A 24,250-nucleotide genomic window follows, 5' to 3' on the forward strand; every position below is an offset into this window, starting at 1 on the left:
CCCACAGGCTAGTTCCCTTTGTACCTGCTCAGGAAGTCCCCCATACGGTTGATGGCCTCCTCGAGGTCCTTCACCAGCGGGAGGGTAACCATCCGGAAGTGGTCGGGGCGGACCCAGTTGAAGGCCCGGCCGTGGGAGACCAGGATTTTCTGCTCGCGCAGCAGGTCCAAAACGAACTTCTCGTCGTCGCGGATATGGAATACCTCGGGATCGAGTTTCGGGAAGAGGTACATGGCGCCACGGGCCTGCTGCGTGCTCACACCGGGGATGGCGTTGAGCATGTCGTAGGCCTTGTTCCGCTGTTCCAGCAGCCTGCCGCCGGGCAGAATGAGGTCGTTGATGCTCTGGTAGCCGCCGAGTGCGGTCTGGATGGCATGCTGGGCAGGCACATTGGCGCAGAGGCGCATGTTGGCCAGGAGGCTAATGCCTTCCAGGTAGTCCGAGGCATCCTTCTTCGGGCCCGAGATGGCCATCCAGCCGGCACGGTAACCGCAGACGCGGTAGGCCTTGGACAGTCCACTGAAGGTGAGGCACAGGACGTTGTCGCCCGTGAGCGCGGCCATGTTGATGTGCACGGCGTCCTCGTACAGGATCTTTTCGTAGATTTCATCGGCGAAAAGGATCAGTCCGTGCCTTTCGGCCAGGGCCACGATCTTCTTCAGCGTCTCTTCTGGATAGACCGCGCCCGTGGGGTTGTTGGGGTTGATCACCACAATGCCTTTAGTGCGCGGCGTGATCTTGGCTTCAAGATCCTCAATGTCAGGCTGCCAGCCTGATTCCTCATCGCAGAGGTAGTGCACGGGCTTCCCGCCCGCCAGGGCAACGGAAGCTGTCCACAGCGGGTAATCCGGTGTGGGGATCAGCACTTCATCGCCGTCGTTGAGCAGCGCCATGAGGGACATGGTGATCAGTTCGCTGACGCCATTGCCCAGGTAGATGTCGTCCACATGGATGTTCTGGATTCCGCGGGTCTGGTAGTACTGGGAGACGGCGGTCCGGGCCGAGAAGATGCCCCGGGAGTCGCTGTAGCCCTGGGCATGGGGCAGGTGGCGGATCATGTCCACCAGGATGGCGTCCGGGGCTTCAAATCCAAACGGCGCGGGGTTTCCGATGTTCAGTTTGAGGATCCGGTGACCCTCCGCCTCCATCTGTTGGGCGGCCTGAAGGATCGGTCCACGGATGTCGTATAGGACGTTGTGAAGCTTGGTGGACTGCTTGAATTCTGCCATCCATCAAATATGCCATATGACGGATGTACTTCCCGTTGAGACCTCAGACACAGAAGCGCAGAGAGCAGACGACGGCGGCTGCCGGCCCGTGTGGGTCCGGCAGCCGCCGTCGTGATTTGCGTTGTGGAGTCAGGTGTTACTTGACGATGCCCTTGTCCTTGAGCCAGGTTGCGGCGGCGTCTTTGGCATTCTGCTTCTGGCTGCCGCTGACTGCACGGTTGAGGCTGACCAGATCCTCAGTGGTCAGGATCTTCGATACGGCATTGAGCGCATCCTTTGCCTTGTCGGTCATTTTTGCCTTGTTGTAGAGCGGCAGGACCTGCTGGGCCTTGAAGTTGTTCTTCGGATCCTCCAGCACCACAAGGTCGTTGTCCGCGATGGACGGGGTAGTGGTGTAGATGTCGGCTACCTGGACGTCATCAGTGAGGAGGGCCTGCAGGGTCAGGTTTCCGCCGCCGTCACTGAACGGCTTGAGCGCCTTGAGTTCACAGCCGTACTTGTCCTTAAGCCCCGGAAGGCCGTATTGGCGGGTCTCGAACGTCGCCGGCGCACCGATAGTGAGGTCCTTGCAGACCTTGGCCAGGTCCTCGATGGACTTGAGCTGGTACTTCTCGGCTGTGGCCTTGGTGACCACCATGGCGTCTTTATCCTCTGCCTTGGATGCCTCCAGGATGGCCAGCCCGTCGGGAAGTTTTCCAGGCAGGGCTTTGACGATGTCGTCGGCAGAGACCTCCGACGCCGACGTATTAACGAACGACAGCAGGTTGCCTGAGTAGTCGGGCACCAGGTCCACGGAGCCGTCCTGGACGGCCTTGAAGTAGATCTCGCGGGAACCGATATTCGGCTTGGTGGTTGCCGTGACCCCTGCAGCAGTCAGTGCCCCGGCATAGATCTCTGCCACAATCTGGCTCTCCGGGAAATCAGCAGAGCCGACCACCAATGATCCGCCGCCGGCGCTCCCGGCACTGGTGCTGGGGGTTGCCAACGGGTCGCTCCCGCCGCAGGCTGTCAGCGCAACGGCAAGGCCGACGCCAGCAGCCATGCCGGCCAGTCCCCGGCGGGTAAGGATTGTCCTGATGTTGTCTTTCATGGGGTACCTCCTTGAACGGCAGCTGACGCAGGCGCGGCAGCTGGGAGATCAGCGGCGGCCTGCTGGCCACCGTGCAGATCGGATGTGAGGCCAGGCGAAAGAAGGACTCTTTGCGCCGCGGCAAGGATGAGGTCAACGATGATGGCCAGCCCTGCAATCAACAAGGACCCGGCAAGCATCCGCGGGAAGTCCTGCAGCGCCAAGCCATCAAAAAGATAGCGGCCCAAGCCGCCCAAGGGGAGGTACGCAACCACGGAAACCGTCGCGATGACCTGCAGAACTGCCGTTCGGACGCCGCCGAACATAACCAGCAGCCCGTTGGGCAGCTCAACCCGGAACAGGATCTGCAGCTCGGTCATCCCCATGGCCCGGGCAGCATCCACCATGGTCCTGTCCACACTCGAAATGCCGGCGTACGTTCCGGCAAGGAGCGGCGGCACGGTCAGGATGACCAGCGCCCACACCGGCGGCATCAGGCTGCTCCCGGCCAGGAGCGCGAAAAGGACCAACAGGCCCAGGGTAGGCAGCGCCCGCAGCGCACCTGCCACCGCTACTGCCACCACGCGCCCACGGCCCGTGTGTCCGATGTAGAGCCCGGCCGGAACGGCGATGGCCGTGGCAATCAGAAAGACAAGCCCGCTGTACTGGAGGTGCTCCAAGAGCCGGACGGGGATGCCGGAACTGCCGGTCCAGTGCAGGGGATCAGCAATCCAGGCGAGGGTGTCCACAAAAATATTGCTCATGGTGAGGCCCCGGCGTGGACGTTGGCATCGGCCAGATAGCCGGCGGCCGAAGTCGCCGGCGGGCCAGAGGTCTTAGCGGCGCGGGTCCACGGCGTCAGCAGCCTTTCCAGGACGACCAGCACGGCATCCATCAGCAGTGCGAGGACGAGGATGGCAATGATTCCCACCACCACTTCCGTGACGAAGTTCCGTTGCAGTCCATCCGTAAACAGCATGCCCAGGTTCCCCACGCCCAGGAGTGCCGCGACGCTCACCAAAGAGATGTTGCTGACGGAAACCACCCGCAGTCCCGCGAACATCACCGGCAGAGAGAGCGGCAGGTCAATCTGGACAAAGCGGGGCCACGGCGTGTACCCCATGGCCATAGCAGCCTGCCGGAGATCCTCCCCTACGGAGTCAAAAGCATCCAGGGCGGCCCGGACCAGCAGCGCCACCGCATAGATGGTCAGGGCAACAATGACGTTGAGCGGGTCCAGGATCCGGGTTCCGAGAATCGAGGGCAGGATGATGAACAGCGCCAGCGAGGGGACGGTGTACAACAATGAACTTGCCGTGACTACCACCGACCGAAGTGCCGGGTGGGTCCGCGCCAACTGCGCCAACGGAATGGAAATAACCAGCCCCAGCACCATCGGAATGAGGGCCAAGACCAGGTGCTGGCCGGCCAATCCCATGACCATGCCACCGTTTGCCAGGAACCAATCCATCAGAGCGCCGCCTGCCGGACCTGGCGGGCCTCTTCAATCACGCCGAGGACTTCCTGAGCCTTCACGGTTCCCAGGACCTTGCCGTCGCCATCCACCGCCACACCTTGGCCGGACGGGGACGATAGGGCCGAGTCCAGTGCCCTCCGCAGGGTCTCACCTGGGCGGAAGAGTGACCCGCCGGGGATGAGCTCAGAGTCCGTCCCCGGCTTTGCCCAGCCCAGGGGGCGCAGGTCCGGATCCACCACGAGCTGCCAGTCGGTCACCGCGGCGGGATCGCCGGCAAACTGGCCGGCACTCATCACAAGCGTGGGCACCGGGTGGATGGTGACGGCGTCGGACGTGGTGAACCCCAAATGGCGGAAGCCACGGTCCCGCCCCACAAAGGAAGCCACAAAATCATTCGCCGGTGCCCGAAGGATTTCCTCAGGGGTGGCGTACTGGGCCAGCCGGCCGCCGACAGCGAAAACGGCCACCTTGTCGCCAAGAATGGTTGCCTCGTCGATATCGTGCGTGACGAAAACGATGGTTTTTGCGAGGTCCTTCTGCAGCCTCAGGAGTTCCTGCTGTAATTCGTCACGCACCACGGGGTCAACGGCGCTGAACGGTTCGTCCATCAGCAGGACGGGTGGATCGGCTGCGAGCGCCCGGGCTACACCGACTCGCTGCTGCTGGCCGCCGGAGAGCTGGGACGGGTAACGCTTCCCGAGCGCGGAAGCCAGCCCGACGACGTCGAGCAGGTCCGTTGCGCGTTTGCGGGCTTCAGCCTTGGTAACGCCGTTGAGCCGGGGCACGGTGGCGATGTTGTCCAGCACCGAACGGTGCGGCATCAGCCCGGAAGACTGCATGACGTAGCCCATGGACCGTCTCAGTTCCGCGGCAGGCACCGAGGTCACGTCCCGCCCGTCCACGGTGATCGCACCGGACGTCGGTTCCACCATGCGGTTGATCATCCGCAGCGACGTGGTCTTGCCGCAGCCGGATGGCCCCACAAATACGGTGATTGAGCCCTTGTCGATGGACATGGTGAGCTGGTCCACAGCAGGCTGCCCGCCCTGATACTGCTTGGTGACGCTCTGGAACTCAATCATGGCTGGGTCCATTCCCGGACTTACCTGTTCTGTTGGACGGCATCGGACAGTGTTGGGTCATAAGTTCACTGATATTTACGGTAACGCAATCCGTGATCAGCGTAACTGGATCTGCGGGCAATCCGGGCAAGAGAATCCCTACTGTAATCATTCGTTGCACAACCCCGCGTGGATGGGTCCCCCCGATCACCCCGTGCCGGGATGCGCTTACGCCCGGCCCTGCCCGCGCCTAGAGTTGGACCGTGACCAACTTGGAAGTAGCTCCCCAACAGGAACTTTGTCCGCCCGCCGGCCCTGAAGGGACGTCCGAACCCTGCCTCCAGATCTGGCCCGAACGGGAGGTTCCGCTGGGTGGCGTGCGGGCCATGACCGTCCGGCGCACGCTGCCGCAGCGGGGTTTACCCACCATCGGCGCCTGGTGTTTCCTGGACAGTTTCGGCCCGGACCGCACCGCCCTGGCCGTTCTCCCGCACCCGCACACCGGGCTGCAGACGGTCACCTGGCCACTTGCCGGGAACATCCGGCACCGGGACAGCGTGGGCAGCGATGTTGTGGTCCGTCCGGGTGAGCTGAACATCATGACCGCCGGGCACGGGGTGTCCCACTCGGAGTTCGCCGTCCGGCTGGATCCCGACGCCGCCGCGCAGTTGCCCGTGCAGCGCGGCCTGCAGCTCTGGGTAGCGTTGCCGGAGGCTGAACGCCACCGCGAACCCGCGTTCGAGCAGCACCGGGAACTGCCCTCGGTGACGGGGCCGGGTTTCACTGCGACTGTGATGGTGGGCGAATTCGCCGGGGCGGTGTCACCGGCCACGATGTACTCCCCCATCGTCGGAGCAGACATCTCCTGCGCGGGGCCGGCCGTACTGCCACTGAACGCACATTTTGAGCATGCCGTGCTGGTGCTCGACGGCGGGCTGACGCTGGACGGACAGGAGGTCCCGCCCGGTCCGCTGGGCTACCTGGGCGCGGGACGCCCGTCACTGGAGTTCCAGGCCCTGCCCGGAACCCGGTTCCTCCTGATCGGCGGGGAGCCGTTTCAAGAGGAGCTGCTGATGTGGTGGAACTTCGTGGGCCGCACGCACGACGAAGTGGAGCAGGCGCGTCAGGACTGGGAAGCGCAGGCGGCACTGGCCGACGATGCCGCGCGTGGGGCACGCTACGGGCTGGTTGAGGGGCACGGCCCGGACGCAGGCGCCGAAACCGGACGCATCCCCGCCCCCATCATGCCGGCCGTCAGGCTGACACCACGGAAGCGGTCAGTGGGCCCCTGACCCTTCCGAGACCAGCTTCAGGACGCCAAACACGGGATCCTGGTCCAGGACACGGACATCGGTGACGCCGACGGCAGCCAGATGGCTCCGGAAAGAGTCCTGCAGCGGGACCACGTTCATGCCCAGTCCGCTGCCGAGAATAACCGGTCCGTCGATGCCAAGCTTCTGCAATGCCTGGGCAGCCAGGCCGGCAAGGTCTTTGCCGGCCTGGTCCAGCAGCTCCAGGCACGCCGGGTGGCCAGCCGCTGCCGCGTCCACCACCAGGCGTGCCTGCTGGGCCCAGAACCGGCGGCCGGTATCCGGGGAATGAAAGAGCGCAATCAGCCGGTTGGGGTGGTCCACTCCGCACGAGGCAAGCAGAGCCTCGGTCAGCTGGTCCGCCGGGAGTCCCTGGTTCATCCGGCGCAGGCTGTGCCGGACCGCCTCACGGCCCAGCCAGTAGCCGCTGCCTTCGTCACCAAGCAGGTAGCCCCAGCCGCCGGCCCGGGCCTCGTCGCCGGCGGCGTTCCGTCCCCAGGCTGCGGAGCCGGTTCCTGCGATCACGGCAACACCGGTGCTGGCTCCGCCCGCGGCCAGCAGCAGCCGCGAATCGTGGACCACCGTGACTTTGGCTCCCGGAACATGGGGTTCTATCAGCGCGGCCAGGGCGGCGGCGTCGTCGTCGGTATCAATGCCCCCGGCCCCCGCATACACGTGGGCCACCTGGCCGCCGCCGATCCGGGAGAAGAGATCCGCGAGGTTCAGTGCCGCCTGTTTGCGGCTGACGTTCTGGACGTTGGAACTGCCGGCGGACTCGTCGGCGACGGCTACTCCGTCCTCAAACCTGACGCCGCGGGTCTTTGTACCGCCGATGTCCAGGCCGATGATGACCCCCGCGAGGGGACCCGGGGCGGACGCGGCGCCGCCCGCCTGGTGGTTTCCGGGCAATGCGGTCTGGGGGTGCTCGCTGTCAGTCACGCACCCAGCCTACTGAAATGCTGCCGGCGAATCGCGGCCGGGCCGCGGGCCGCCGTCGTGTCTCAACACGTTGTGCCTCAACATCCCGCGCTTATCCCGTCCCTGAGCGGGCGGCCACCAGGCCCGCCAGCAGGTGGGGCCCCTCCTGCAGGACCATCTCCCGGAAGAAGCGGACAGGATAGGGCTCGGCATCGGGACCGGGCTTCCGGCGCCGCCAGCCCAACCCGATCTCGCGGTAGGCCAGGCCGGACTCCAAGGCAAGCTCGACCCAGCCCAGATTGCCCGTTTCCGGGCTGACATGGCGCCCCGGCGCATTGCCGCCGGGCGGGAGGATGCTGACACCAAGGCCCGCGGCGACCAGACCACGGACTGTGTGGGAGTCCTGGCTTTCGAACGCGATCCGCGGCCGGAATCCTGCCTCGCGGAACAGCGCATCGGTCAATGACCGCATGCCGTACCCCGGCTCCAGCGCCACGAAAGGGTCCCGGCGGATGTCCTGCACACTGACGCTGCCCCGGCCGGCCAGCGGATGGCCGTGGTGAACCACCAGGCGAAGGGGCTCACGGTAGAGCGACTCCGAGGAGATGATGCTGCTTGCGGACGGAACCGGTGCTGTCAGTGACAGATCCACCTGGCCCGAGGCGAGTTCCGCGAGGCAGGCGTCCCGCGCCCCCTGTCGGAGGATGAAGCCGGCCTCCGGATGGCGGCTGCGGAAGGCGCTGATGAGCAACGGCAGGGTGGCCTCGCCGAACGTGTGCTGAAAGGAGAGCGCCACTTTTCCCCGCACCACGTCCGACTCGTGCCGGACCAGGTCCAGCCCGGCCTGGAATTCGGTCAGGGCCGACTCGATGTATGGGAGCAGCGTCCGGGCGGCCGCCGTGAGGCGGATGCCCCGTCCGTCACGGATCAGCAGTTCGGTTCCGACGACGGCGCTGGCCCGGGACAGTGCCCGGCTCACCGTGGACTGGGGTACTCCAAGGAACTCGGCCGTTTCCGTGACGTGCTGGGTCCGGCCCAGCTCAGCCAGGATAGGCAGCAGCGGCAGGAGCTTCACCAACTGCTTGTGGTCGGCGTGCATTGGCCCCACCTCTCCAAACGTTCCACTATTGACATGAATTGCGTCTTAAAGATGCATTGGAAGCATACATTGCGGAAGCCTACCCTTGGGCTATGCCACAAAATACCGCGGCCCCGGGACCATTCGCTCCACCGCAGGGCGGCTGGGCGGGACATCCCAAAGGCTCCGCTGCCTACAACAAGATCTTGGCCGGCCTGGCCTTCGCGGGCGTGGCCACATTCGCCCAGCTCTACTCCACCCAGGCAGTACTGCCGCTCCTGGCCGCAGACCTGAAAGTGACCGCGGCAGAGGCGGCGTTGACTATATCGCTGGCCACTGTGGGCCTGGCCATCACCGTCATTCCCTGGTCCTTCCTCGCGGACAGGATCGGCCGGGTCAAGGCCATGGCCTGGGGCATCTCCGCCGCCACCGTCCTGGGCCTGCTGGTACCCCTCGCCCCCACGTTCGGCGCGCTGCTTGCTTTGCGGCTGTTTGAAGGAATGGCGCTGGGCGGGATCCCGGCCATCGCCATCGCCTACCTGAACGAGGAAGTGAACAGGGCCCATGCGGCCATGGCCGCAGGCAGCTATGTTGCCGGCACCACGCTGGGCGGACTGGCCGGCCGGCTGGTGGCAGGGCCGGCAGGTGAGCTCTGGGGCTGGCGCACAGCCGCTTTGGCCGTTTCCCTGCTGGCAACAGTGGCCGCGGCACTCTTCCTCGTTCTGGTACCGCAGGCCAAGGGATTCACAGCCGCCAAAGCCTCCGGGGTCCGGGGTGCCATGGCGAGGCTCGGCGGACATGTGCGCAATCCCCGGCTTCTGGCGCTCTACATCCAGGCCTTCCTCATGATGGGCGGGTTTGTAGCCGTCTACAACTACCTTGGCTTCCGCCTGTCCGCTGAGCCTTACACGCTGCCGGCCACCTTCATCAGCCTGATCTTCCTGGCCTACCTTTCGGGAACGATTTCGTCGCGCTGGGCCGGCGGGCTGACAGCGAGGTTTGGCCGCAGAAATGTGCTGCTTGCGGGCATCACCCTGATGGTGGTTGGGCTGGCACTGACGCTGATGCCGGTGCTCGCCCTGATCCTTGCCGGCCTGGTGATCTTCACCGGCGGCTTCTTCGCTGCCCACAGCATCGGTGCAGGCTGGACCGGAAGCATCGCCACCACCGGCCGTGCCCAGGCGTCGTCGCTCTACAATCTGGCCTATTACCTGGGCTCGAGCTTCATCGGCTGGGCGGGCGGACTGGTGTTCCAGTCCCTGGGCTGGACGGCGCTTGCCGTGGCGATCATGGTCCTGGCGTGCATCACGGCGGTGACAGTCGCCGTCGTACATCCCCGGGGGAACGACGAAACCGCACGGCCGCCACACAAGGGCGGGCGGAAGCCGCGCGGCCGTAGAACTATCCGCCATTAAATGGCAAGTGTGTCTGGCGATTGTTCGGCAGGGATGGTTGCGTTCCGGGGTGATCAACAGGAATCCGGCGTCTAGGATGAACTGACGGACATTCAAGGAGATTCCATGAGCAGCAACCCAAAAAGCATCCGGCCGGCCAGCCACTTTGAGCCGCTGGATGCCATCGATGAACGGCTTCTGGCCGCCTTGGTGGACGATGCACGGATCTCCAACAAGCAGTTGGCAGAACTCGTGGGCATTGCACCGTCCACCGCGCTCATGCGGACCCGCGCATTATCCGAACGTGGCATTGTCCAGGGATTTGAGGCGAAGCTCAGCCTCTCGGCCATCGGCAGGTCCGTCCAAGCGCTCGTGGCCGTCCGGTTGCGGGCCCACGACAGGGACCAGATCGACCGCTTCACGGCCCGCGTTCCGCACCTGCCCGCAGTCCTCTCCACCTTCCACACGTCAGGCTCCGTGGACTACCTGCTGCACATCGCCGTTGCCAGCACCGAGGACCTGCGGGACTGGGTCCTCGACAACCTGGCCACCGATCCTGTGGTGGGCCACACCGAGACCACCCTCGTCTTTGAGCACATCCAGGGAAACCATGGTCCCCTGCCGGATTAGCCTCCGTGCGGCAGCGCTTTCCGAAACGTGACCGCGGACAGCGCCAGTGCGGCGGCGCTGCATAGCACTACGAAGCCCGTGACCGCCGTCGGCAGCCCGAACACCGCTGTAGCCCAGCCCAGTCCAATGACCGGCACGGCGCTGCCCAGGTACGTGATGACATAAACGGTGCTGATGACCTGGGCGTGCTGTGACGATTCCACCTTGGCGGCCACATCATTGAAGACCGTGCGGAAGGCGACCCCCTGGCCCAGCCCCGCGCAGACGCTGGCGGCGGCCAGCAGCAGCGGACTGCTCCAGGCGGCCGCTGCGGCCAGGAGCAGCACCGAGGCTCCCAAGACTGCCAGCCCCGCGGGCACCACAAAGCGTCCCCGCACGGACAGTACCTGGCTCAGCGCCGAGGCCGCGAGCGTCATCCCGGCCAGGGCGCCGATCAACGGCCGTGAATCGGTCTGAATGATCGGGGCGAAATAGGCCGGTGCCAGCGACAGGCAAAATCCAAAGACGGAGAAGCTGAGGAATCCGACGGCGGCCGCGAGCCAGAACGCGCCCCGCGCTTCAGTGGATACCGCGGGCCGGCGGGGCGCCAGGACCATGACGGGGCGCGGGCCAGCCGGAGGCTTGATGGCCGGCCGGGCCTGAAGCAGGTAGAGCGGCACCAGCATTGCCGCCAGGACCAGCGAGTGAACGTAGTACGGGGCGGTGGTGGGCCCCGGCAGCAGCGACAACAGGCCGCCGATGACGGGACCGGCCGCCACTCCACCCGCCGTAGCCAACAGGGTGAAGCGTGTGGCCCATTCCGGCCGGGACGGGAGCAATTCCCGCAGCGCGGCGGCACTGGCACCGGTGGCCAGGGCAACGGCCACGCCCTGAAGGGCCCGTCCGGCCGAAAGCGCCACCAGGTTTCCGGCCTGTGAGAAGACCCAACTGCCCGCCAGCCCGGCCAGTACAGCCAGGATGAGCGCCGCCCGCCGGCCGATGTGGTCCGACCAGTGGCCGGCCAGCATCAATGTGGCCACCAGCGCCAGGACATAGCTGGCAAAGGCCGCCGTGACCCCAAGTGCCGAGAGGCCAAGGTTTGCCTGGAGCAGCGGATACAGGGGCGTGGCCAGGTTTGCTCCGACCAGCAAGGTGAAGATGACGGCACCTGCCATCACCAGCCGTGCCGTGGTGGATGCATCCCAGCCCTGACGCCCGGCTGTGGCCGGACGCATACGGAGTTCATTAAAGACTGTCATTGCTGCTGCCTTGGCGTCGACCGGGGCGGGAGGTCCTTGTGGGAAGCCGCCCCGGATGGGAATTGATACCTACAGAATGCTCCAGGGCTGACTGATTGGGCGTTAGTTCGTGGAATAATTGAGCAAAGTACGCAATTCTTGGTTCCTCCAATAACTGAAAGTGACGCTTTGCCTACCCTTGATCCCACGGATCTGAAGATCCTCGTGGAACTCATCCGCGATCCCCGCATCCAGATCGGCGAGTTGGCCGAGGCGCTGGGGATTGCGCGCAACACAGCGCAGTCGCGTGTCCGGCGCCTGCTCCGCGCCGGGGTGCTCCACGACGGCGGCCGCGAGATCGACCTTGAGTCGGTGGGGTACGACGTCGTCGCCTTCGTCACGATCGAAGTGACGCACCGGGAACTGGACGGAGTTGTGGGCGCCCTCCGGCTGCTCCCCCAGGTCCTGGAGGTCCATGAGATCTCGGGGCGAGGTGACGTGTGGTGCCGGGTGGTGGCCACCGATACGCACAATCTGCAGTCCGCCCTCCGCCAGATCCTCCGCATCAAGGGCGTCATCCGGACCGAGACTGTACTGGCTCTCCACACGCACATTCCGTACCGGACCGAACCCCTCATCAGCCGCCTCGCACAGGCCGTGCCCGGCACCCCAACACGGCCCAAGTAATTGTCCGGGCGCGGCGGCGGCTCGCCTGATGGCAGTTAGGATTCGAGCATGGATTGGCTTTCACATATTTCACAGATCAACTGGCTCGCCGTGGCACTGGCCTTCGTCTCGAGCATGGCGATCGGCTTCATCTGGTACATGCCGGCAGTGCTGGGCAAGCGGTGGATGGCCGCCATCGGAAAGACTGAAGAGGACCTGAAGAACATTGGCGGCGGCGCAGGGATCTGGGTTCCCATGATGGTTGCGGCCGCCGTGACTGCCACCCTGCTGGCGGTCCTGACCAGCACGCTGGGCCTGGATAGCGCAGCGGCGGGCGGCGGGTTCGCCCTGGTGCTAGCGCTGGTGTTCCGCGCTGGCGGGCATGTCATCGGGACCATGCCCTGACGTGACCATCATCGACAATGCCGTCTACGTGGACGGCGTCCGCAGCGCAGAGCCGCAGAGCCTGGAACAGACCTTCGAAACCCTCTCCGAGCACGGAGGCATGGCCTGGATCGGGCTGTACCGGCCCACGGCGGCGGAAATGACGGCTGTGGCCACAGAATTCGGGCTGCACGCCCTGGCGGTGGAGGACGCCATTTCGGCGCACCAGCGGCCCAAGCTTGAACGCTACGAGGACAATCTTTTTACCGTGCTGCGCCCGGCGCGGTACCTGGACGCCACCGAGACCGTGGAGTTCGGCGAACTGCACATCTTCACCGGCCGGAATTTCGTGGTCACCATCCGCCATGCCGAAATGGCCGGCGTTGCCCGGGTCAGGCGGCGCCTTGAAGGCCGCCCCGACCTGCTCCGGCACGGCCCGGAAGCCGTTCTCTACGCCCTGCTGGACCTTGTGGTGGACGACTACGCACCGGTGGTGGCCGGGCTGGAAAACGACATAGACGAGATCGAGGACCAGCTCTTCAGCGGGGACACCACCGTCTCCCGCCGCATCTATGAACTGGCCCGCGAAGTCATCCAGTTCCAGCGCGCCATCCATCCCCTGCCGGACATGATGCAGCAGCTCAAGCGTGGCTTTGAAAAGTACGGCGTGGACTCTGAACTGCAGCACAGCCTGCGGGACGTCGAGGACCACGTGGAGCGGGTCATCTCCCGCGCGGATTCATTTCGCGACCTGTTGCAGAACGCCCTCACGCTGGACGGAACGCTGACCGCCAACCGGCAGAACGAGGCCAGCGCGGAACAGAACGAACAGGTCAAGAAGATCTCCTCGTGGGCGGCGATCTTCTTCGCACCTTCCTTCGTGGCCGGCGTCTACGGCATGAACTTCGACCACATGCCGGAACTTCACTGGGCTCTGGGCTACCCTATGGCCATCGCGCTGATGGCCGGCACCGCCGCCCTGATGTACACCATTTTCAAAAGGAAAGGCTGGCTGTAGGGCCGGAGGCTGCGAGCCCCGGGGCTCGCCGAGCCTCAGGCGACGTGGAGTTCCACGCTCCCGTGGCCTGAGTCTGCAGCGCTGAAAACCAGACGCCGGTTGGCAATTTTCTCCGTAAAGAAACGGTCGTGGCTGACCACCACCACCGCACCTGGGAAATGCAGCAGGGCACGCTCCATGACCTGGGTGCTGGAGAGGTCCAGGTGGTTGGTGGGCTCATCCAGCAGCAGGACCGAAGCACCCGAGAGCAGGCACTGGGCCATAGCCACTCGGGCGCGTTGGCCGCCTGAGAGGTTGCCAATCTTTTGCTTGAGATCAGCTTCCGAGAACTGGAACATAGCAAGAAACCTGTTCACCGACTTCTTCGTCGCCGTCAGGGCCAGGCTGTCAGGCATCGCGTTGACCGCGTGGCTGACGGTGTCGTCGTCGTCGAGTTCTTCCAGCACCTGGTTGTAGGAGACCATCCCGGCGCCCTTGGCCCAGGCCACGCTGCCTGAATCGGCTGGCTCTTCGCCGGTGAGCGCCCGGAGCAGCGTGGTCTTGCCGCTGCCGTTGGACCCGATGACGGCGATCCGGTTACCGCGCCCGATCTCGAAAGTGAGGCCGCTGAACAACGTCCTGCCACCGTAGGCCTTGCTCAGGGATTCCACCCGGCACAGGACATCCTTGACGTACAGACCGCCGTAAATCTCCGTGATGATCTGGTCCACGGGCCGGGGCGCACGGGACTTCTTGATCCTGGCCAACTGGTTTGCGAGTCCCTTGCCTGCCGCCTTGGCGGCTTCCCGCCGGTCCGAGATGCCTTCGGCTTCGAAGGCCAGCAGCTCGGACTCGTGGACAAACTGGCTCTCCAGGCTCTTGAGCTTGAACTGCTTGGCCACCACGTATTCGGCGAAGTTGCCCGGGTATTCGTGGAGGTGGAAGTTCTCCACCTCGATAATCCGGGTGACCACGGAGTCCAGGAACTTGCGGTCGTGCGAGACGATGATCGCAGCGCCCTTGAAAGTCCGGAACCAGCCTTCGAGCCATTCGACGCCGGCCACGTCAAGGTAGTTGGTGGGTTCATCAAGCAGGAGGACGTCCGGGGCTTCCAACAGGATCTTTGCCAGTGCGGCCCGGTTCCGCCAGCCGCCGGAGAGTTCGTCGATGGCGCAGGTGCGGTGGTGGTCGCTGAAGCCGAGGGTGGTGAGTACTTTATCGATGCTGCGCTGATAGTCCCAGCCATCCAGCCGGTCCATCGCCTCAAAGAGTTCAGACTGGCGGTGGATGAGTTCATCCAGCCGTGCTGCGTCCGAGGAATCGGCGGCGATGGCCGCATCGATGCCGGCCAGCTCGACTTCGATCTCTTTCACGTGGGCGAAGAGCCCGTCCAGGACCTCCGCAATAGTGAATTCGCCGTTCAGCTCGGAGAACTGGGAGAAGTAGGCGGCCTTGGTTCCGAGCTCGACGGCGACGGTCCCGGAATCGGGAGCCACCTGGCCCTGGATCAGCTTCAGGATAGTGGACTTGCCCGAGCCGTTCTTGCCGATCAGGCCAACCCTGTCCCCGGCTTCAAGCTTGAAAAAGGTTTCGCGGAGAACCTGGGTTTTGTCAAAGCTCACGTTGACGTCGTTCAGCCGGATCAAACTCATTGATGGTGTCCAATCCAGTGCTAGTAACTTCTGATCCCCGATGGACAAGTTTACGTTAGAGTCGCCCCACCCAAAGCCCATGGAGCAACGGAAGCACCGACCCGATCATCAGCACGTTGCCGAGCACTGTGTCGTCCGCCCGGACCACTGAACCCGCGATCAGCAGTGCGCCGAATATCAGCACCGATACTGCTCGCTGTGCCGTGCGGCTAAGCCGTGCCAGCTGCCTTTCGAGGCGCGGGTTGGCCACCTTCAGTGAATCGTCCTCGACTCGGGTGAGAAGCCCATCCAGGCGTTTCGGGAGACGCAAGGCCACCCCTGCGGCATCCAGCGCCTGAGCGGCCAAATCCTGAACGATATTGCTGCGCTCGTCTCGCAGCAGCTGCGCTGCATATGGCTCCACCGAATCCCACAGATTGAACTTTGCGTCCAGCGAACTGCAAACACCCGAGGTCAGGGACATCGCACGGATGATGAGCAGGAAGTTCTCCGGCAGTTGGAACGGCAGCGAGCGGACGACGTCGCCGAACTCCAGCCCAAAATCACGGAACTCCCGCGGGTCCACCTCGCGAAGCTCGGAAAAACCCATCCCGCCGAACCGGGCGAAGAGGTGCGTCATGGCCCGCTCAAGCCCGGCGGTGTCAGCCGACGGCACCAGCACACCGACGTCGCTGATCGCCGCCACCAAACCCTTCCCGTCACGCGAGGCTGCCGCGATCAGCAGCTTCCGCAGGCCGCTGCGCGTCTTGGGTTGAACCTCGCCCATCATGCCGAAGTCGATGAACGTCAGCTTCCATGGATGCTCTTCCCATGAATCTTTGATCGGAGTGACAAAGATATTGCCCGGGTGCGGATCGGCATGGAAGAAGCCATTCGTGAACAACTGGTCGAACATGACCGACGCGAATACCGGGGCAACCTGTGCCGGGTCGATACCCGCCGCAAAAAGCGCCTCCGCGTCCGTGATCTTGATCGCCGTGACATCTTCGAGGGTGAGCACGCGGCGGGTGGTCCGCTCCCAAACGACGCCGGGCACAGTGACCCTCACATCGTCGGCGAAATCAGCGGCAAAGCGTTCTGCGTTCGCCGCCTCGTTCAAATAGTCGATCTCCTCGAGGCTGGTCTTCGCGAACTCCTCGACCAGCGCAGGCACGTTGGCACGGTTGGACACGAAGCGCACATGGCTGAGCCAGCCTCCCACTTTGCGCAGGGCGGCCAGATCGACGTCGACAATCGTGTGGATGCCAGGCCGCTGCACCTTCAACACCACATTGTCGAGCCCGGTGTCTGCGGCATTTCCAGGAAGAAGCCGCGCCCCGTGCGCCTGCCCGAGGGATGCGGCGGCGATGGGCACCTCCTCGACTGAGGCGAACACGGCATTCAGCGGCGCACCCAGTTCTGCCTCGGCAAGGCCACGGATTGCAGGGAACGTAGCGGGCGGTACCTCGTCCTGAAGCCCTTCCAGTTCAGCGGTGATTTCCGGAGGGAGCACATCGAGCCTCGACGACAGGAACTGACCCACTTTGATCATTAGACCGCCAAGCTCCATCGCGAGCACATGGAAGCGCTGCGCGAAGCGACGCATCCTTCGCGTTCGGGTGCGTTCAGCAATCCTGACTAGCCCGATTCGAGGTAGGAACAGCTCAAACCACCAGGTCACCGCAAGATGCCACGCGGCGAAGCCCAAGATGCGACGGTAACGGGCTCGGGTATCCCCAGTGCCGGGTATCGGATTTTCCCGGTTCCGGCGAACTGAGGTCACTAGGCTCAGCCCTGGGAGAGGATCGAGTACAGCCGGCGGCGAGCGTCCTGGAGCACTGTCACAGCCTCTTGTACCTGCTTCGACGATCCGGTGCGCCCCACTTGGGCCGCGGCCTGGGCAAGCTCCACCCCCGCCTTGGGCAGCGCCGCGAACCCGGTCCCCGACGCCTGACCCATGGAGTCCCAGGGCGCAGACGTTTCGGTACTCGCGACGTCCTCCCGGCCGGCTTCTGTCAACGAGTAGATTTTGCGGCCGTTGGATTCCTCAGCGCTTACGAACCCCTCATCGGCGAGCAGTTGCAGTGTTGGGTAGACAGATCCGGCACTGGGTATCCAAGTGCCGCCGCTGCGTTCCTCGATCTCACGCATGATCTGGTATCCGTGCATGGGACGCTCCGCGAGCAGTGCCAGCACTGCCGACCGCAACTCCCCTCGACCCGCACGGGTGCCGGAGCGCTTCTCGAACCGCGAGCGAAACTCCTCAACGGCCTGCCACATGCCGTCCAGGTTGTTGCCCATAAATCCGCCTGCAGGAAATGAATTATGCATCATGCCCTCCCTAGTAGATCGCGAACGATACTAAACGATAGCTAACGATATGCCCTGAGGCTAGAGGGCGACCAGACTCATCAATAGTGCTCGCGAGATGGGGTGCGTGCCTCATTTGAGAAACGCTCGCGTAAATCACGGGCCGCCACGGGCACGGCGGTGACGATGAGGGATGGGCCTGTCGATGGGTACGCGTAGGGAAATCACGAAGCAGTACGCACGCGATTATGCGAAAGGAGCCAAGAAGGCCAAGGGGGCGGTGCTCGATGAGCTGGTGGCCGTCACCGGCTGGTCAAGGGCCAATGCCCGTCGGGCGCTGTCCACGGCCCGTAAGCGTAAGGGTCCTGCGAAGGCTGTTGTGCGGAAGCCGCGGGGACGTACTTACGGCTACGGCACCCTCAAGGTCCTGATCGAGGTGTGGCGGTTCGCGGGGATGCCGTCGGGTAAGTACCTGGCCGCCACCATGGACCTGTGGCTGCCCAAGCTTGAGGCCTTCGGGGAACTGGACAAGGACAGGCTGACCCCTGAGGTGAGGGCGCAGCTGCTGAAGGTCTCCGGTGCCACCATCGACCGGCTGCTCAAACCGACCAAGGACGCCGGCAGGCCTAAAGGCCTGTCCGCGACCAAGGCCGGGCCCTGCTGCGCAACTCAATCACGGTCCGCAAGGCCGGGGATGAACACGAACAGGCTCCCGGTTTCATCGAAGCCGACATGGTCGTCCACTGCGGCCCCACCCTGGCCGGGGAATTCGCCAGGACCCTCACCGCCACGGACGTGTTCACCGGCTGGACCGAGAACGTCGCGGTCCGCAACGGCGCGCACAAATGGGTGCTGGAGGCAATGGATGAGGTCGTGGCACGGCTGCCGTTCCCCATGGTCGGGTTGGATACCGATAACGGAGGAGAGTTCATCAACTACGCCCTGATCAAATGGGTCGATGACAAGGACATCTACTTCACCCGGTCCCGGCCGTACAAGTCCAACGACAACGCCCACGTCGAGCAGAAAAACGGCGACGTGGTCCGCCGGCACGCCTTCCACTACCGCTACGATACCGCCGCGGAGCTGAAGCTGCTCAACGCCCTCTACGCCCTCGTGCGGGTACGGCTGAACCTCTTCACCGCCACCACGAAAGCGGTCGGCTGGCGCTCCAATAAGCACGGGAAGAAGGCCCGCATCTATGACAAACCGCGTACCCCGTACCAACGCGTGATCGATTCCGGGATCCTGACCGGAGCTAAAGCCGCGGAACTCGCCGAGCTGATGGAGATCACCAACCCGGCCGACCTCACCCGCGGCATCACCAAGATCCAGACCCAGCTGATCGCACTCGCCGCAGCGAAAACACGGGCACTGGAAGCATCATCCACGCGAGCACAATTAGATGAGGCAAGCAAGACACTTTCGCGTGCATCTTGACATGAGTCGTTTCGGAGGGCCGGTGCGGTTCAAGGCCACCTCCGCACGGCTGCGGCCGGCACGCCCCACGAGGTCAGGCCCACGCGGTCGGCGCGGAGGACAAGGTCCAGGTCAGCGGAGGCGGTGAGCCGCCGCACTTCCCGGTCGCTGAGAGCCACCCAGGCCCCGGACGCCGTCCGCAGGCGGCCGGCCATACCCAGATGGTCCGAGTGGAAATGAGTAACCACAATGCCCGTCAGATCGGTGAGGCCAAGGCCCGCCTGCCGTAGACCGGCGGCCAGATGGTCCAGACCGGCGTCACTGTCCCAGCCCAGATCGATCAGGACGGCGTCGCCGTCGCCCAAGAGCATGTAGCTCAGGGTATAGCGCATGGGGTTGTCGGGGAACAGGATGGGCCACACGTCACGGCCGAGTTGCTCCACGGGCGGCAGCACCTTGTTCAGCCACGCTTCCTTCTGGGCGTGACGGGTGATGGTAGTCGACCGCAGGCTCATCAGTTCCTCTCGCGGCGGTTAAGAATGGGTGCGGCGGACCTCTTACGGATTCGGATGAGTCGGGTTATTCTGCATCATTCCATGTCGTGAAGCTGGAATCGGCCCAACTGCGTGTGGTTTCCGTATGCTTGAGCGATCGCAAGGCAAGAGAAAAGCCCTTCAACCCAGCGTTTCCGCAGGTCAAATGGCTTTATTTGTGGAGCTAAGGAGATTCGAACTCCTGACCTCTTCGATGCGAACGAAGCGCTCTACCAACTGAGCTATAGCCCCGGAACAGTCCACCTTCCCTGATGAACGGCGGTACCGGTGACCTTAGGCTACAAATTTTCGTCCCGCATTGCGAATTGACACTCCACACCCGGACTGGCAAACGGTCTGGGCTGCCCTGGCAAGCTATCAGGCGCGGCGGCGCTGCAGGACGTCGTCGAGGTTGCTCAGGGCGCTCTGCGCCTTGGTGAGGGGCTTCGCGGCGGGCGCGGCGGGCGTGGCTCCGGTGACGCCCTGTTTCAGGGACGGCCTGCCGACGGCTTTGGGCGCCTCGGGAAGGTCAAGCGGCTGGGGCGCCGGGCGCTCGGCCTTGGCGGCCTCAACGTACACCGGCCTTGGCACGTCCACCGGTTCCCAGGTTGTGTCGGCCGGCGCCAAAGCAGCGGCGGCGCTGGCATCTCCGGCGGCAACGGCCACAGCCAGTGCCGCTTCCCGGAGTTCCATTGCAGTCAGGGGCTCGGGCTTCGGCTTGGGCTGATGGGCCTCGGCGTCAAAGAGCCGGCTTTCCGGCCGGGCGGCGGGGCGGGCCGCTGCATTCGTGGCGACAGATCCTGAACGCTGCACGGGGGCACTCATCGCTGAGCGAAACGCGGCGTTCACCTTCGCTTTGCGGTCCCGGACAGCCAAGGTCCGGAGCACCGACACAGCTGCGCCGGTGGTGGCCAGACCGGCTACCGGCAGCAGCGCGCTTCCGATTCCGAACGGCAGAAGAACACCCGAAACAAAGGCGCTCAGCAACGCTGTGACACCAACGAGGGCGATCCCTGCCCTGCCATAGCGGATCCGGAACGCGCCGCGCGTCGTCGCGTTGCCGGACGTTTCCGTGGCGGTTTCGGGGCTCTTCCTGATCTCCATGGCTTTCTCCTGCGGGGCGGCGATGTTCATTACCGTCCCGGCTCTCGGGTCCGATGATTCAATGGCTGGTACGTCCGCCAGGAAGTCGCCAGCGGCCTGGACCTGGTGCTGGCGGTTCCGCAGAACGTAGGGCGCAACCCACACGATCCAGAGCACAACGGCAACCACAAGGATCACTGAGCTGCTTAGGGGGAAGTCCACAATCAAAACCGTATGAGCATTAGGGCAGCCGCCCCCGCATTAGCCACGGTGTGTCGCCGGCAACGTGGCAATTCATTGGATTTATGACCTTGGAAGTACCCATGGGCGGTTCAGGTCCGGCGGGTCAGGACCGGGACGCGAGCCACCGCGCGAGCAGCCCCTCTGGGACCTCGTCAGCGGTCAGCGCAAAGGACCGGTGGTCCGCCCACTCCCCGTTGATGTGAAGGAAGCGTGGACGGTGGCCTTCGTCGCGGAAGCCCAGCTTCTCAACCACGCGCAGGCTGGGGCCATTCTCGGGCCGGATGTTGATCTCCATCCGGTGCAGGCCCATTGCCTGGAAACAATGGTCCGTGGCCATGGCCACCGCCGTGGGCGCGATGCCGTGACCGGCGCGCGCCTGGTCAACCCAGTACCCCAGCGTGGCCATCATGGCCGAACCCCACACAATCGAGGACACAGTCAGCTGGCCAACGATGACCGGGCCGGCCAACCTGGGCGTGCGCTCAGTGATCAGGAACGGCAAAGCCGTCCCCTGGGCAGCCTGGATTTTCAAGGACCGCACCATCTGCCGGTAGTCAGGCAGCGCACCGCCGGGTGCCGGGTTGGATGCTTCCCAGGGCGCTAGCCACTCGCTGTTGCGCCCACGGACCTGGGTCCATTCCTTCTTATCCCGATACCGGATGGGGCGCAGGATCAGGTCGCCACATTCGAGTGTTACGGGCCAGATGGGTCCGGGGCGCACGGCAGTTATTTAGCGAGGCCGGCTGCGAAGCCCGGCAGCCATTCCCGCAGGCCTGGGCCGAGGTCTTCGCTGTCGATGGCGAGCTGGACGCAGGCCTTGAGGTAGCTGAGCTTGTCGCCGGTGTCGTAGCGGCGGCCGCGGAAGACCACGCCGTAAACTCCGTGGCCCTCGCCTTCGCCGGCAGCCAGTTCCTGTAGGGCGTCCGTCAGCTGGATTTCCCCGCCCCGGCCCGGGCCGGTGCGCTCGAGCACGTCAAATACTGCCGGGTGGAGGACGTAGCGGCCAATGACGGCCAGGTTGGAGGGCGCCTCCTCCACACTGGGCTTTTCAACGAGCTTGTTGATCCTGACATAGCCTTCACCGTCGATCTCCTGCACGTCGGCACAACCGTAGGCACTGATCTGGGAGGGGTCCACCTCGATGAGGGCCACCACAGATCCGCCGGTCTTGGACTGGACGTCGATCATGGTGCTGAGAAGTTCGTCCCGGGCATCGATCAGGTCATCGCCGAGGAGGACGGCAAATGGTTCATTGCCAACGTGCTGCTTTGCACGCAACACTGCGTGGCCGAGGCCGTTGGGGTCACCCTGCCGGACGTAATGGATGTCACCGAGGTTGCTTGCTGCCTGGATGGACTCAAGTTTGGCGAGGTCGCCTTTGGCTTCCAAGGTGTCCTCCAGCGAAGGAACCCTGTCGAAGTGGTCCTCCAGGGCACGCTTGTTGCGTCCCGTGATCATCAGGATGTCGTTCAGGCCAACGCTGACGGCTTCTTCAACCACATACTGGATGGCCGGCTTGTCCACCACCGGGAGCATTTCCTTGGGCATGGCTTTGGTGGCCGGCAGGAACCTGGTGCCCAGTCCGGCAGCGGGAATAACGGCCTTGCGTACTGTCTGCTGAGTGGTAGTCACTGGACTAATCTAACGGAGGGGCTGATCATTCAGTAATTATTGGTGGCTCCAGCGCCAACGGACCGCAGCGACTGCAACGTCCACAGGGAACGGCAACCAAGGAGCGGCATGTCCGAAGACAGCAGCGCAGCCAAGGCGGACATCCGCGCACGCCATCGTGCGCGCCGTGCCGCGACGGATCCCACTCACCGCGACACCACCGGTGCCGCCCTGGCCGTCCACGGCGTTGCCTGGGCTGAACAGCTCACCGGTGGGACGCCGTCGACCTTTTGCGCATACCTGGGCGTAGAACCCGAACCGCCCACACTGCCCCTGATCATCGAACTCCATCGGCATGGCCACACAGTCCTGCTCCCTGTCTGTGAGCCCGGACGCCGGCTGAGCTGGACGCAGTGGACCCCCGGCGTCGAGTTTGTCCGCAGCCGTTATGCACCGGTGCTGGAACCGGCCGGACCTCGCCTTGGCCTCGGCATCATGACGTCTGTTGCCGCACTCTTCATCCCCGCCACGGCCGTGGACAGGGACGGCAACCGCGTAGGCCAGGGCGGCGGCTACTACGACGTCCTGCTGGGCTCCCTTGGCCGAGACGGACTTGAGATCCCGTTAGCGGCCGTTGTCTTCGATGCCGAACTGCTTCCGGCCGGAAGCATTCCCGCCGAAGACTTTGACCGGAGGGTGCCGGCTGCCCTGACGCCGTCAGGTTTGATCCGGCTACCGGACAAAGCCTGACGGAGGGCTACTTTCCGGGGGTGATAGAATTGGCACTCAGGCCCTGCGACTGCTAATGGACGGTTTTCGTTCAGCGCGGCACAGGACCTCTCGTTTGCCCCCGAGGAGGATCACCCAGTGCCCACTTATGCTTACGCCTGCAAGGATTGCGGCCACGCCTTCGACGTTTTCCAGTCGTTTACCGACAGCACCCTGACGTCATGCCCGGAGTGCCAGGGCGCCTTGCGCAAGAAGTTCAACAGCGTGGGCGTGGTCTTCAAGGGCTCCGGTTTCTACCGGACTGACTCCCGGGATACCAAGGGAAGCACCGTTTCGGCTGCCCCTGCCGCCCCCGTGGCCGCGCCGGCGCCTGCCACGGCCGCTGCCGCCAGCTGACCTCCCCTCTAACAAGACGTACGACGCCGGCGGCTCGGTTTTCCACATAGGCACCTTCGCTTCTGTCGGACTCCGTTGCCGGTACGTAGCGTGGTTTGCATGCCCGCTACTCTCTTTCGTTCCAGCCGCGGATCCGCCCCGCCGGGACGCCAGGTCCGCCGTCCGCTCCCGTTAGCACGCCCCCGCGCCGTGCGTGGCCATAGGCTGTTAGCCTGGCTGGGCCGGAACCGGCGCCTTGCGATAGCGCTCCTGCTGTGCCTTGCAGCGGGGATCACGGTCCATCAGCTCACTCCCCCGCCCGCCGATACTGTCCCGGTGTTGGCTGCGGCGCGGGACCTCCCCGCAGGCACGGCCTTGTCGGCCACGGACATGACGGCAACGAAGATCCCGCCGGGGATGCTGACCGCCGGGGCCATATCCCACACCGGTGAAGCCGCGGGAAAACAACTGGCAGCCCCCTTGCGGAAGGGCCAGCTTGTGACCGACTCCCTGCTGCTGGGACCCGGCCTGCTGACCGGAACGCCGCCGGGCTCCGCAGCCGTGCCCTTGAGGATGGCCGATCCTTCCTCCATCCAGCTCGTATCGCCCGGGCAACTGGTCAACGTGGTACTAACCGGGGCGAACGGCTACGATCAGCAGTCCCCCTCAGAAGTGCTGGCAACGTCCGTTCCCGTCCTGTGGACATCAGGACAGGGCGGCAGGACGGGTCAGTGGCTAAGCACCGGCGAAACCGACGGGCTGATTGTCGTGGCGGCAGCTCCGGAGCAGGCTGCGCGGCTTGCCGGGGCCTCCGCCCAGGGCAAACTGTTTTTCGTCCTGGTGGGACCGGAAGGCATCGCGCGGTGAAGCCGTTGCAGCTTGGAGG

At 64.6% G+C, this 24,250-nt stretch carries 25 protein-coding genes and 1 tRNA gene; 10 read left to right on the plus strand and 16 right to left on the minus strand.

All coding sequences use genetic code 11. From position 1 onward, the window contains the following. Positions 1-8 precede the first annotated feature (8 nt). From ACQCS0_RS14910 to ACQCS0_RS14930, 5 genes are all read right to left on the minus strand, one after another. A complete protein-coding gene (locus tag ACQCS0_RS14910) occupies positions 9-1,229 on the minus strand; it encodes a pyridoxal phosphate-dependent aminotransferase (RefSeq protein WP_354153402.1) in 1,221 nt (406 codons plus the stop codon). Between the two features lie 136 nt (positions 1,230-1,365). After that, entirely contained in the window at positions 1,366-2,319 is a 954-nt protein-coding gene (locus ACQCS0_RS14915; protein WP_354153401.1) for an ABC transporter substrate-binding protein, read from the minus strand. Continuing rightward, entirely contained in the window at positions 2,316-3,062 is a 747-nt protein-coding gene (locus tag ACQCS0_RS14920; protein WP_354153400.1) for an ABC transporter permease, read from the minus strand. Before ACQCS0_RS14920 ends, ACQCS0_RS14915 begins: the two co-directional genes overlap by 4 nt. Beyond that, positions 3,059-3,769 (minus strand): ABC transporter permease, encoded by a 711-nt coding sequence (locus ACQCS0_RS14925; protein ID WP_354153399.1) that lies wholly within the window; start codon positions 3,767-3,769, stop codon positions 3,059-3,061. The genes ACQCS0_RS14920 and ACQCS0_RS14925 overlap by 4 nt, the downstream gene beginning before the upstream one ends. After that, positions 3,769-4,869 (minus strand): ATP-binding cassette domain-containing protein, encoded by a 1,101-nt coding sequence (locus ACQCS0_RS14930; protein ID WP_354153398.1) that lies wholly within the window; start codon positions 4,867-4,869, stop codon positions 3,769-3,771. The genes ACQCS0_RS14925 and ACQCS0_RS14930 overlap by 1 nt, the downstream gene beginning before the upstream one ends. A 230-nt stretch (positions 4,870-5,099) precedes the next feature. Here ACQCS0_RS14930 and ACQCS0_RS14935 point away from each other — a divergent pair, with 230 nt between their 5' ends. Beyond that, positions 5,100-6,128, plus strand: a complete 1,029-nt coding sequence (locus ACQCS0_RS14935) for a pirin family protein (RefSeq protein WP_354153397.1) — start codon at positions 5,100-5,102, stop codon at positions 6,126-6,128. On the opposite strand, the gene ACQCS0_RS14940 is transcribed toward ACQCS0_RS14935, so the two are convergent. Next, the gene (locus ACQCS0_RS14940; RefSeq protein WP_354153778.1) at positions 6,114-7,055 is read right to left on the minus strand and encodes a BadF/BadG/BcrA/BcrD ATPase family protein; all 942 of its coding nucleotides are present in this window, start codon (positions 7,053-7,055) and stop codon (positions 6,114-6,116) included. The two genes, ACQCS0_RS14935 and ACQCS0_RS14940, sit on opposite strands and share 15 nt — an antisense overlap. Positions 7,056-7,176: 121 nt before the next feature. Then, complete coding sequence (locus ACQCS0_RS14945) at positions 7,177-8,163, minus strand: LysR substrate-binding domain-containing protein (RefSeq protein ID WP_354153396.1); 987 nt, start codon at positions 8,161-8,163, stop codon at positions 7,177-7,179. Between the two features lie 92 nt (positions 8,164-8,255). Between ACQCS0_RS14945 and ACQCS0_RS14950 the strand changes: the two genes are divergently transcribed. Beyond that, positions 8,256-9,557: an MFS transporter gene (locus ACQCS0_RS14950; RefSeq protein ID WP_354153395.1), complete on the plus strand. Its 1,302-nt coding sequence runs from the start codon at positions 8,256-8,258 to the stop codon at positions 9,555-9,557. Between the two features lie 105 nt (positions 9,558-9,662). Further along, positions 9,663-10,166 carry an Lrp/AsnC family transcriptional regulator gene (locus tag ACQCS0_RS14955; RefSeq protein WP_056344094.1) on the plus strand — a complete coding sequence of 168 codons (504 nt, stop codon included), beginning with the start codon at positions 9,663-9,665 and terminating at the stop codon, positions 10,164-10,166. On the opposite strand, the gene ACQCS0_RS14960 is transcribed toward ACQCS0_RS14955, so the two are convergent. Beyond that, the gene (locus ACQCS0_RS14960; RefSeq protein WP_354153394.1) at positions 10,163-11,404 is read right to left on the minus strand and encodes an MFS transporter; all 1,242 of its coding nucleotides are present in this window, start codon (positions 11,402-11,404) and stop codon (positions 10,163-10,165) included. The two genes, ACQCS0_RS14955 and ACQCS0_RS14960, sit on opposite strands and share 4 nt — an antisense overlap. 168 nt (positions 11,405-11,572) lie before the next feature. On the opposite strand from ACQCS0_RS14960, the gene ACQCS0_RS14965 reads away from it, so the two are divergent. From ACQCS0_RS14965 to corA, 3 genes are read left to right on the plus strand one after another with little or no spacing between them, the layout of a single operon-like run. Further along, positions 11,573-12,070, plus strand: a complete 498-nt coding sequence (locus tag ACQCS0_RS14965) for an Lrp/AsnC family transcriptional regulator (RefSeq protein ID WP_282328744.1) — start codon at positions 11,573-11,575, stop codon at positions 12,068-12,070. A 48-nt stretch (positions 12,071-12,118) separates the two neighbouring features. Then, the gene (locus ACQCS0_RS14970) at positions 12,119-12,454 is read left to right on the plus strand and encodes a DUF1761 domain-containing protein (RefSeq protein ID WP_354153393.1); all 336 of its coding nucleotides are present in this window, start codon (positions 12,119-12,121) and stop codon (positions 12,452-12,454) included. A gap of 1 nt (position 12,455) precedes the next feature. After that, positions 12,456-13,451 (plus strand): magnesium/cobalt transporter CorA, encoded by a 996-nt coding sequence (gene corA / locus ACQCS0_RS14975; protein WP_354153392.1) that lies wholly within the window; start codon positions 12,456-12,458, stop codon positions 13,449-13,451. A gap of 35 nt (positions 13,452-13,486) precedes the next feature. On the opposite strand, the gene ACQCS0_RS14980 is transcribed toward corA, so the two are convergent. Genes ACQCS0_RS14980 through ACQCS0_RS14990 form a run of 3 tightly spaced genes read right to left on the minus strand, consistent with a single transcriptional unit; the run spans position 13,487 to position 17,392 of the window. Continuing rightward, complete coding sequence (locus tag ACQCS0_RS14980; RefSeq protein WP_354153391.1) at positions 13,487-15,082, minus strand: ABC-F family ATP-binding cassette domain-containing protein; 1,596 nt, start codon at positions 15,080-15,082, stop codon at positions 13,487-13,489. Positions 15,083-15,137: 55 nt separating this feature from the next. Beyond that, complete coding sequence (locus ACQCS0_RS14985) at positions 15,138-16,844, minus strand: AarF/UbiB family protein (protein WP_354153390.1); 1,707 nt, start codon at positions 16,842-16,844, stop codon at positions 15,138-15,140. Positions 16,845-16,849: 5 nt separating this feature from the next. After that, entirely contained in the window at positions 16,850-17,392 is a 543-nt protein-coding gene (locus ACQCS0_RS14990) for a PadR family transcriptional regulator (RefSeq protein ID WP_354153777.1), read from the minus strand. Positions 17,393-18,043: 651 nt separating this feature from the next. Here ACQCS0_RS14990 and ACQCS0_RS14995 point away from each other — a divergent pair. Beyond that, positions 18,044-18,811: an integrase catalytic domain-containing protein gene (locus ACQCS0_RS14995; RefSeq protein WP_426940211.1), complete on the plus strand. Its 768-nt coding sequence runs from the start codon at positions 18,044-18,046 to the stop codon at positions 18,809-18,811. A gap of 29 nt (positions 18,812-18,840) precedes the next feature. Here ACQCS0_RS14995 and ACQCS0_RS15000 read toward each other — a convergent pair whose 3' ends face one another. The 5 genes from ACQCS0_RS15000 to galU all read right to left on the minus strand — a co-directional run bounded on the left by ACQCS0_RS15000 (position 18,841) and on the right by galU (position 22,281). Next, positions 18,841-19,305 carry an MBL fold metallo-hydrolase gene (locus tag ACQCS0_RS15000; RefSeq protein ID WP_354153389.1) on the minus strand — a complete coding sequence of 155 codons (465 nt, stop codon included), beginning with the start codon at positions 19,303-19,305 and terminating at the stop codon, positions 18,841-18,843. 197 nt (positions 19,306-19,502) lie between these two features. Then, positions 19,503-19,575, minus strand: a tRNA-Ala gene (locus tag ACQCS0_RS15005). Between the two features lie 126 nt (positions 19,576-19,701). Continuing rightward, positions 19,702-20,604 carry a hypothetical protein gene (locus ACQCS0_RS15010; protein ID WP_354153776.1) on the minus strand — a complete coding sequence of 301 codons (903 nt, stop codon included), beginning with the start codon at positions 20,602-20,604 and terminating at the stop codon, positions 19,702-19,704. A gap of 148 nt (positions 20,605-20,752) precedes the next feature. Continuing rightward, positions 20,753-21,370, minus strand: a complete 618-nt coding sequence (locus ACQCS0_RS15015; RefSeq protein WP_354153388.1) for a GNAT family protein — start codon at positions 21,368-21,370, stop codon at positions 20,753-20,755. 5 nt (positions 21,371-21,375) lie between these two features. After that, a complete protein-coding gene (gene galU / locus ACQCS0_RS15020) occupies positions 21,376-22,281 on the minus strand; it encodes a UTP--glucose-1-phosphate uridylyltransferase GalU (RefSeq protein WP_354153387.1) in 906 nt (301 codons plus the stop codon). Between the two features lie 108 nt (positions 22,282-22,389). Here galU and ACQCS0_RS15025 point away from each other — a divergent pair, with 108 nt between their 5' ends. From ACQCS0_RS15025 to cpaB, 3 genes are all read left to right on the plus strand, one after another. Next, positions 22,390-23,010: a 5-formyltetrahydrofolate cyclo-ligase gene (locus ACQCS0_RS15025; protein WP_354153386.1), complete on the plus strand. Its 621-nt coding sequence runs from the start codon at positions 22,390-22,392 to the stop codon at positions 23,008-23,010. A gap of 117 nt (positions 23,011-23,127) precedes the next feature. Continuing rightward, complete coding sequence (locus ACQCS0_RS15030; RefSeq protein ID WP_354153385.1) at positions 23,128-23,385, plus strand: FmdB family zinc ribbon protein; 258 nt, start codon at positions 23,128-23,130, stop codon at positions 23,383-23,385. 99 nt (positions 23,386-23,484) lie between these two features. Beyond that, on the plus strand, positions 23,485-24,231 hold the full coding sequence (gene cpaB, locus ACQCS0_RS15035; protein ID WP_354153384.1) for a Flp pilus assembly protein CpaB: 747 nt from the start codon (positions 23,485-23,487) through the stop codon (positions 24,229-24,231). The last annotated feature ends 19 nt before the right edge of the window (positions 24,232-24,250 follow it).

It is taken from the genome of Pseudarthrobacter sp. S6 (genome assembly GCF_050156575.1).
Lineage (GTDB): Bacteria > Actinomycetota > Actinomycetes > Actinomycetales > Micrococcaceae > Arthrobacter.

What these genes read in the sequence shown, in the direction of transcription:
- ACQCS0_RS14910 (WP_354153402.1), bottom strand. Translation starts at nt 1,229, where the DNA reads ATGGCAGAATTCAAGCAGTCCACCAAGCTTCACAACGTCCTATACGAC.
- ACQCS0_RS14915 (WP_354153401.1), bottom strand. Translation starts at nt 2,319, where the DNA reads ATGAAAGACAACATCAGGACAATCCTTACCCGCCGGGGACTGGCCGGC.
- ACQCS0_RS14920 (WP_354153400.1), bottom strand. Translation starts at nt 3,062, where the DNA reads ATGAGCAATATTTTTGTGGACACCCTCGCCTGGATTGCTGATCCCCTG.
- ACQCS0_RS14925 (WP_354153399.1), bottom strand. Translation starts at nt 3,769, where the DNA reads ATGGATTGGTTCCTGGCAAACGGTGGCATGGTCATGGGATTGGCCGGC.
- ACQCS0_RS14930 (WP_354153398.1), bottom strand. Translation starts at nt 4,869, where the DNA reads ATGGACCCAGCCATGATTGAGTTCCAGAGCGTCACCAAGCAGTATCAG.
- ACQCS0_RS14945 (WP_354153396.1), bottom strand. Translation starts at nt 8,163, where the DNA reads ATGCACGCCGACCACAAGCAGTTGGTGAAGCTCCTGCCGCTGCTGCCT.
- ACQCS0_RS14950 (WP_354153395.1), top strand. Translation starts at nt 8,256, where the DNA reads ATGCCACAAAATACCGCGGCCCCGGGACCATTCGCTCCACCGCAGGGC.
- ACQCS0_RS14955 (WP_056344094.1), top strand. Translation starts at nt 9,663, where the DNA reads ATGAGCAGCAACCCAAAAAGCATCCGGCCGGCCAGCCACTTTGAGCCG.
- ACQCS0_RS14960 (WP_354153394.1), bottom strand. Translation starts at nt 11,404, where the DNA reads ATGACAGTCTTTAATGAACTCCGTATGCGTCCGGCCACAGCCGGGCGT.
- ACQCS0_RS14970 (WP_354153393.1), top strand. Translation starts at nt 12,119, where the DNA reads ATGGATTGGCTTTCACATATTTCACAGATCAACTGGCTCGCCGTGGCA.
- ACQCS0_RS14980 (WP_354153391.1), bottom strand. Translation starts at nt 15,082, where the DNA reads ATGAGTTTGATCCGGCTGAACGACGTCAACGTGAGCTTTGACAAAACC.
- ACQCS0_RS14990 (WP_354153777.1), bottom strand. Translation starts at nt 17,392, where the DNA reads ATGCATAATTCATTTCCTGCAGGCGGATTTATGGGCAACAACCTGGAC.
- ACQCS0_RS15000 (WP_354153389.1), bottom strand. Translation starts at nt 19,305, where the DNA reads ATGAGCCTGCGGTCGACTACCATCACCCGTCACGCCCAGAAGGAAGCG.
- ACQCS0_RS15025 (WP_354153386.1), top strand. Translation starts at nt 22,390, where the DNA reads ATGTCCGAAGACAGCAGCGCAGCCAAGGCGGACATCCGCGCACGCCAT.
- cpaB (WP_354153384.1), top strand. Translation starts at nt 23,485, where the DNA reads ATGCCCGCTACTCTCTTTCGTTCCAGCCGCGGATCCGCCCCGCCGGGA.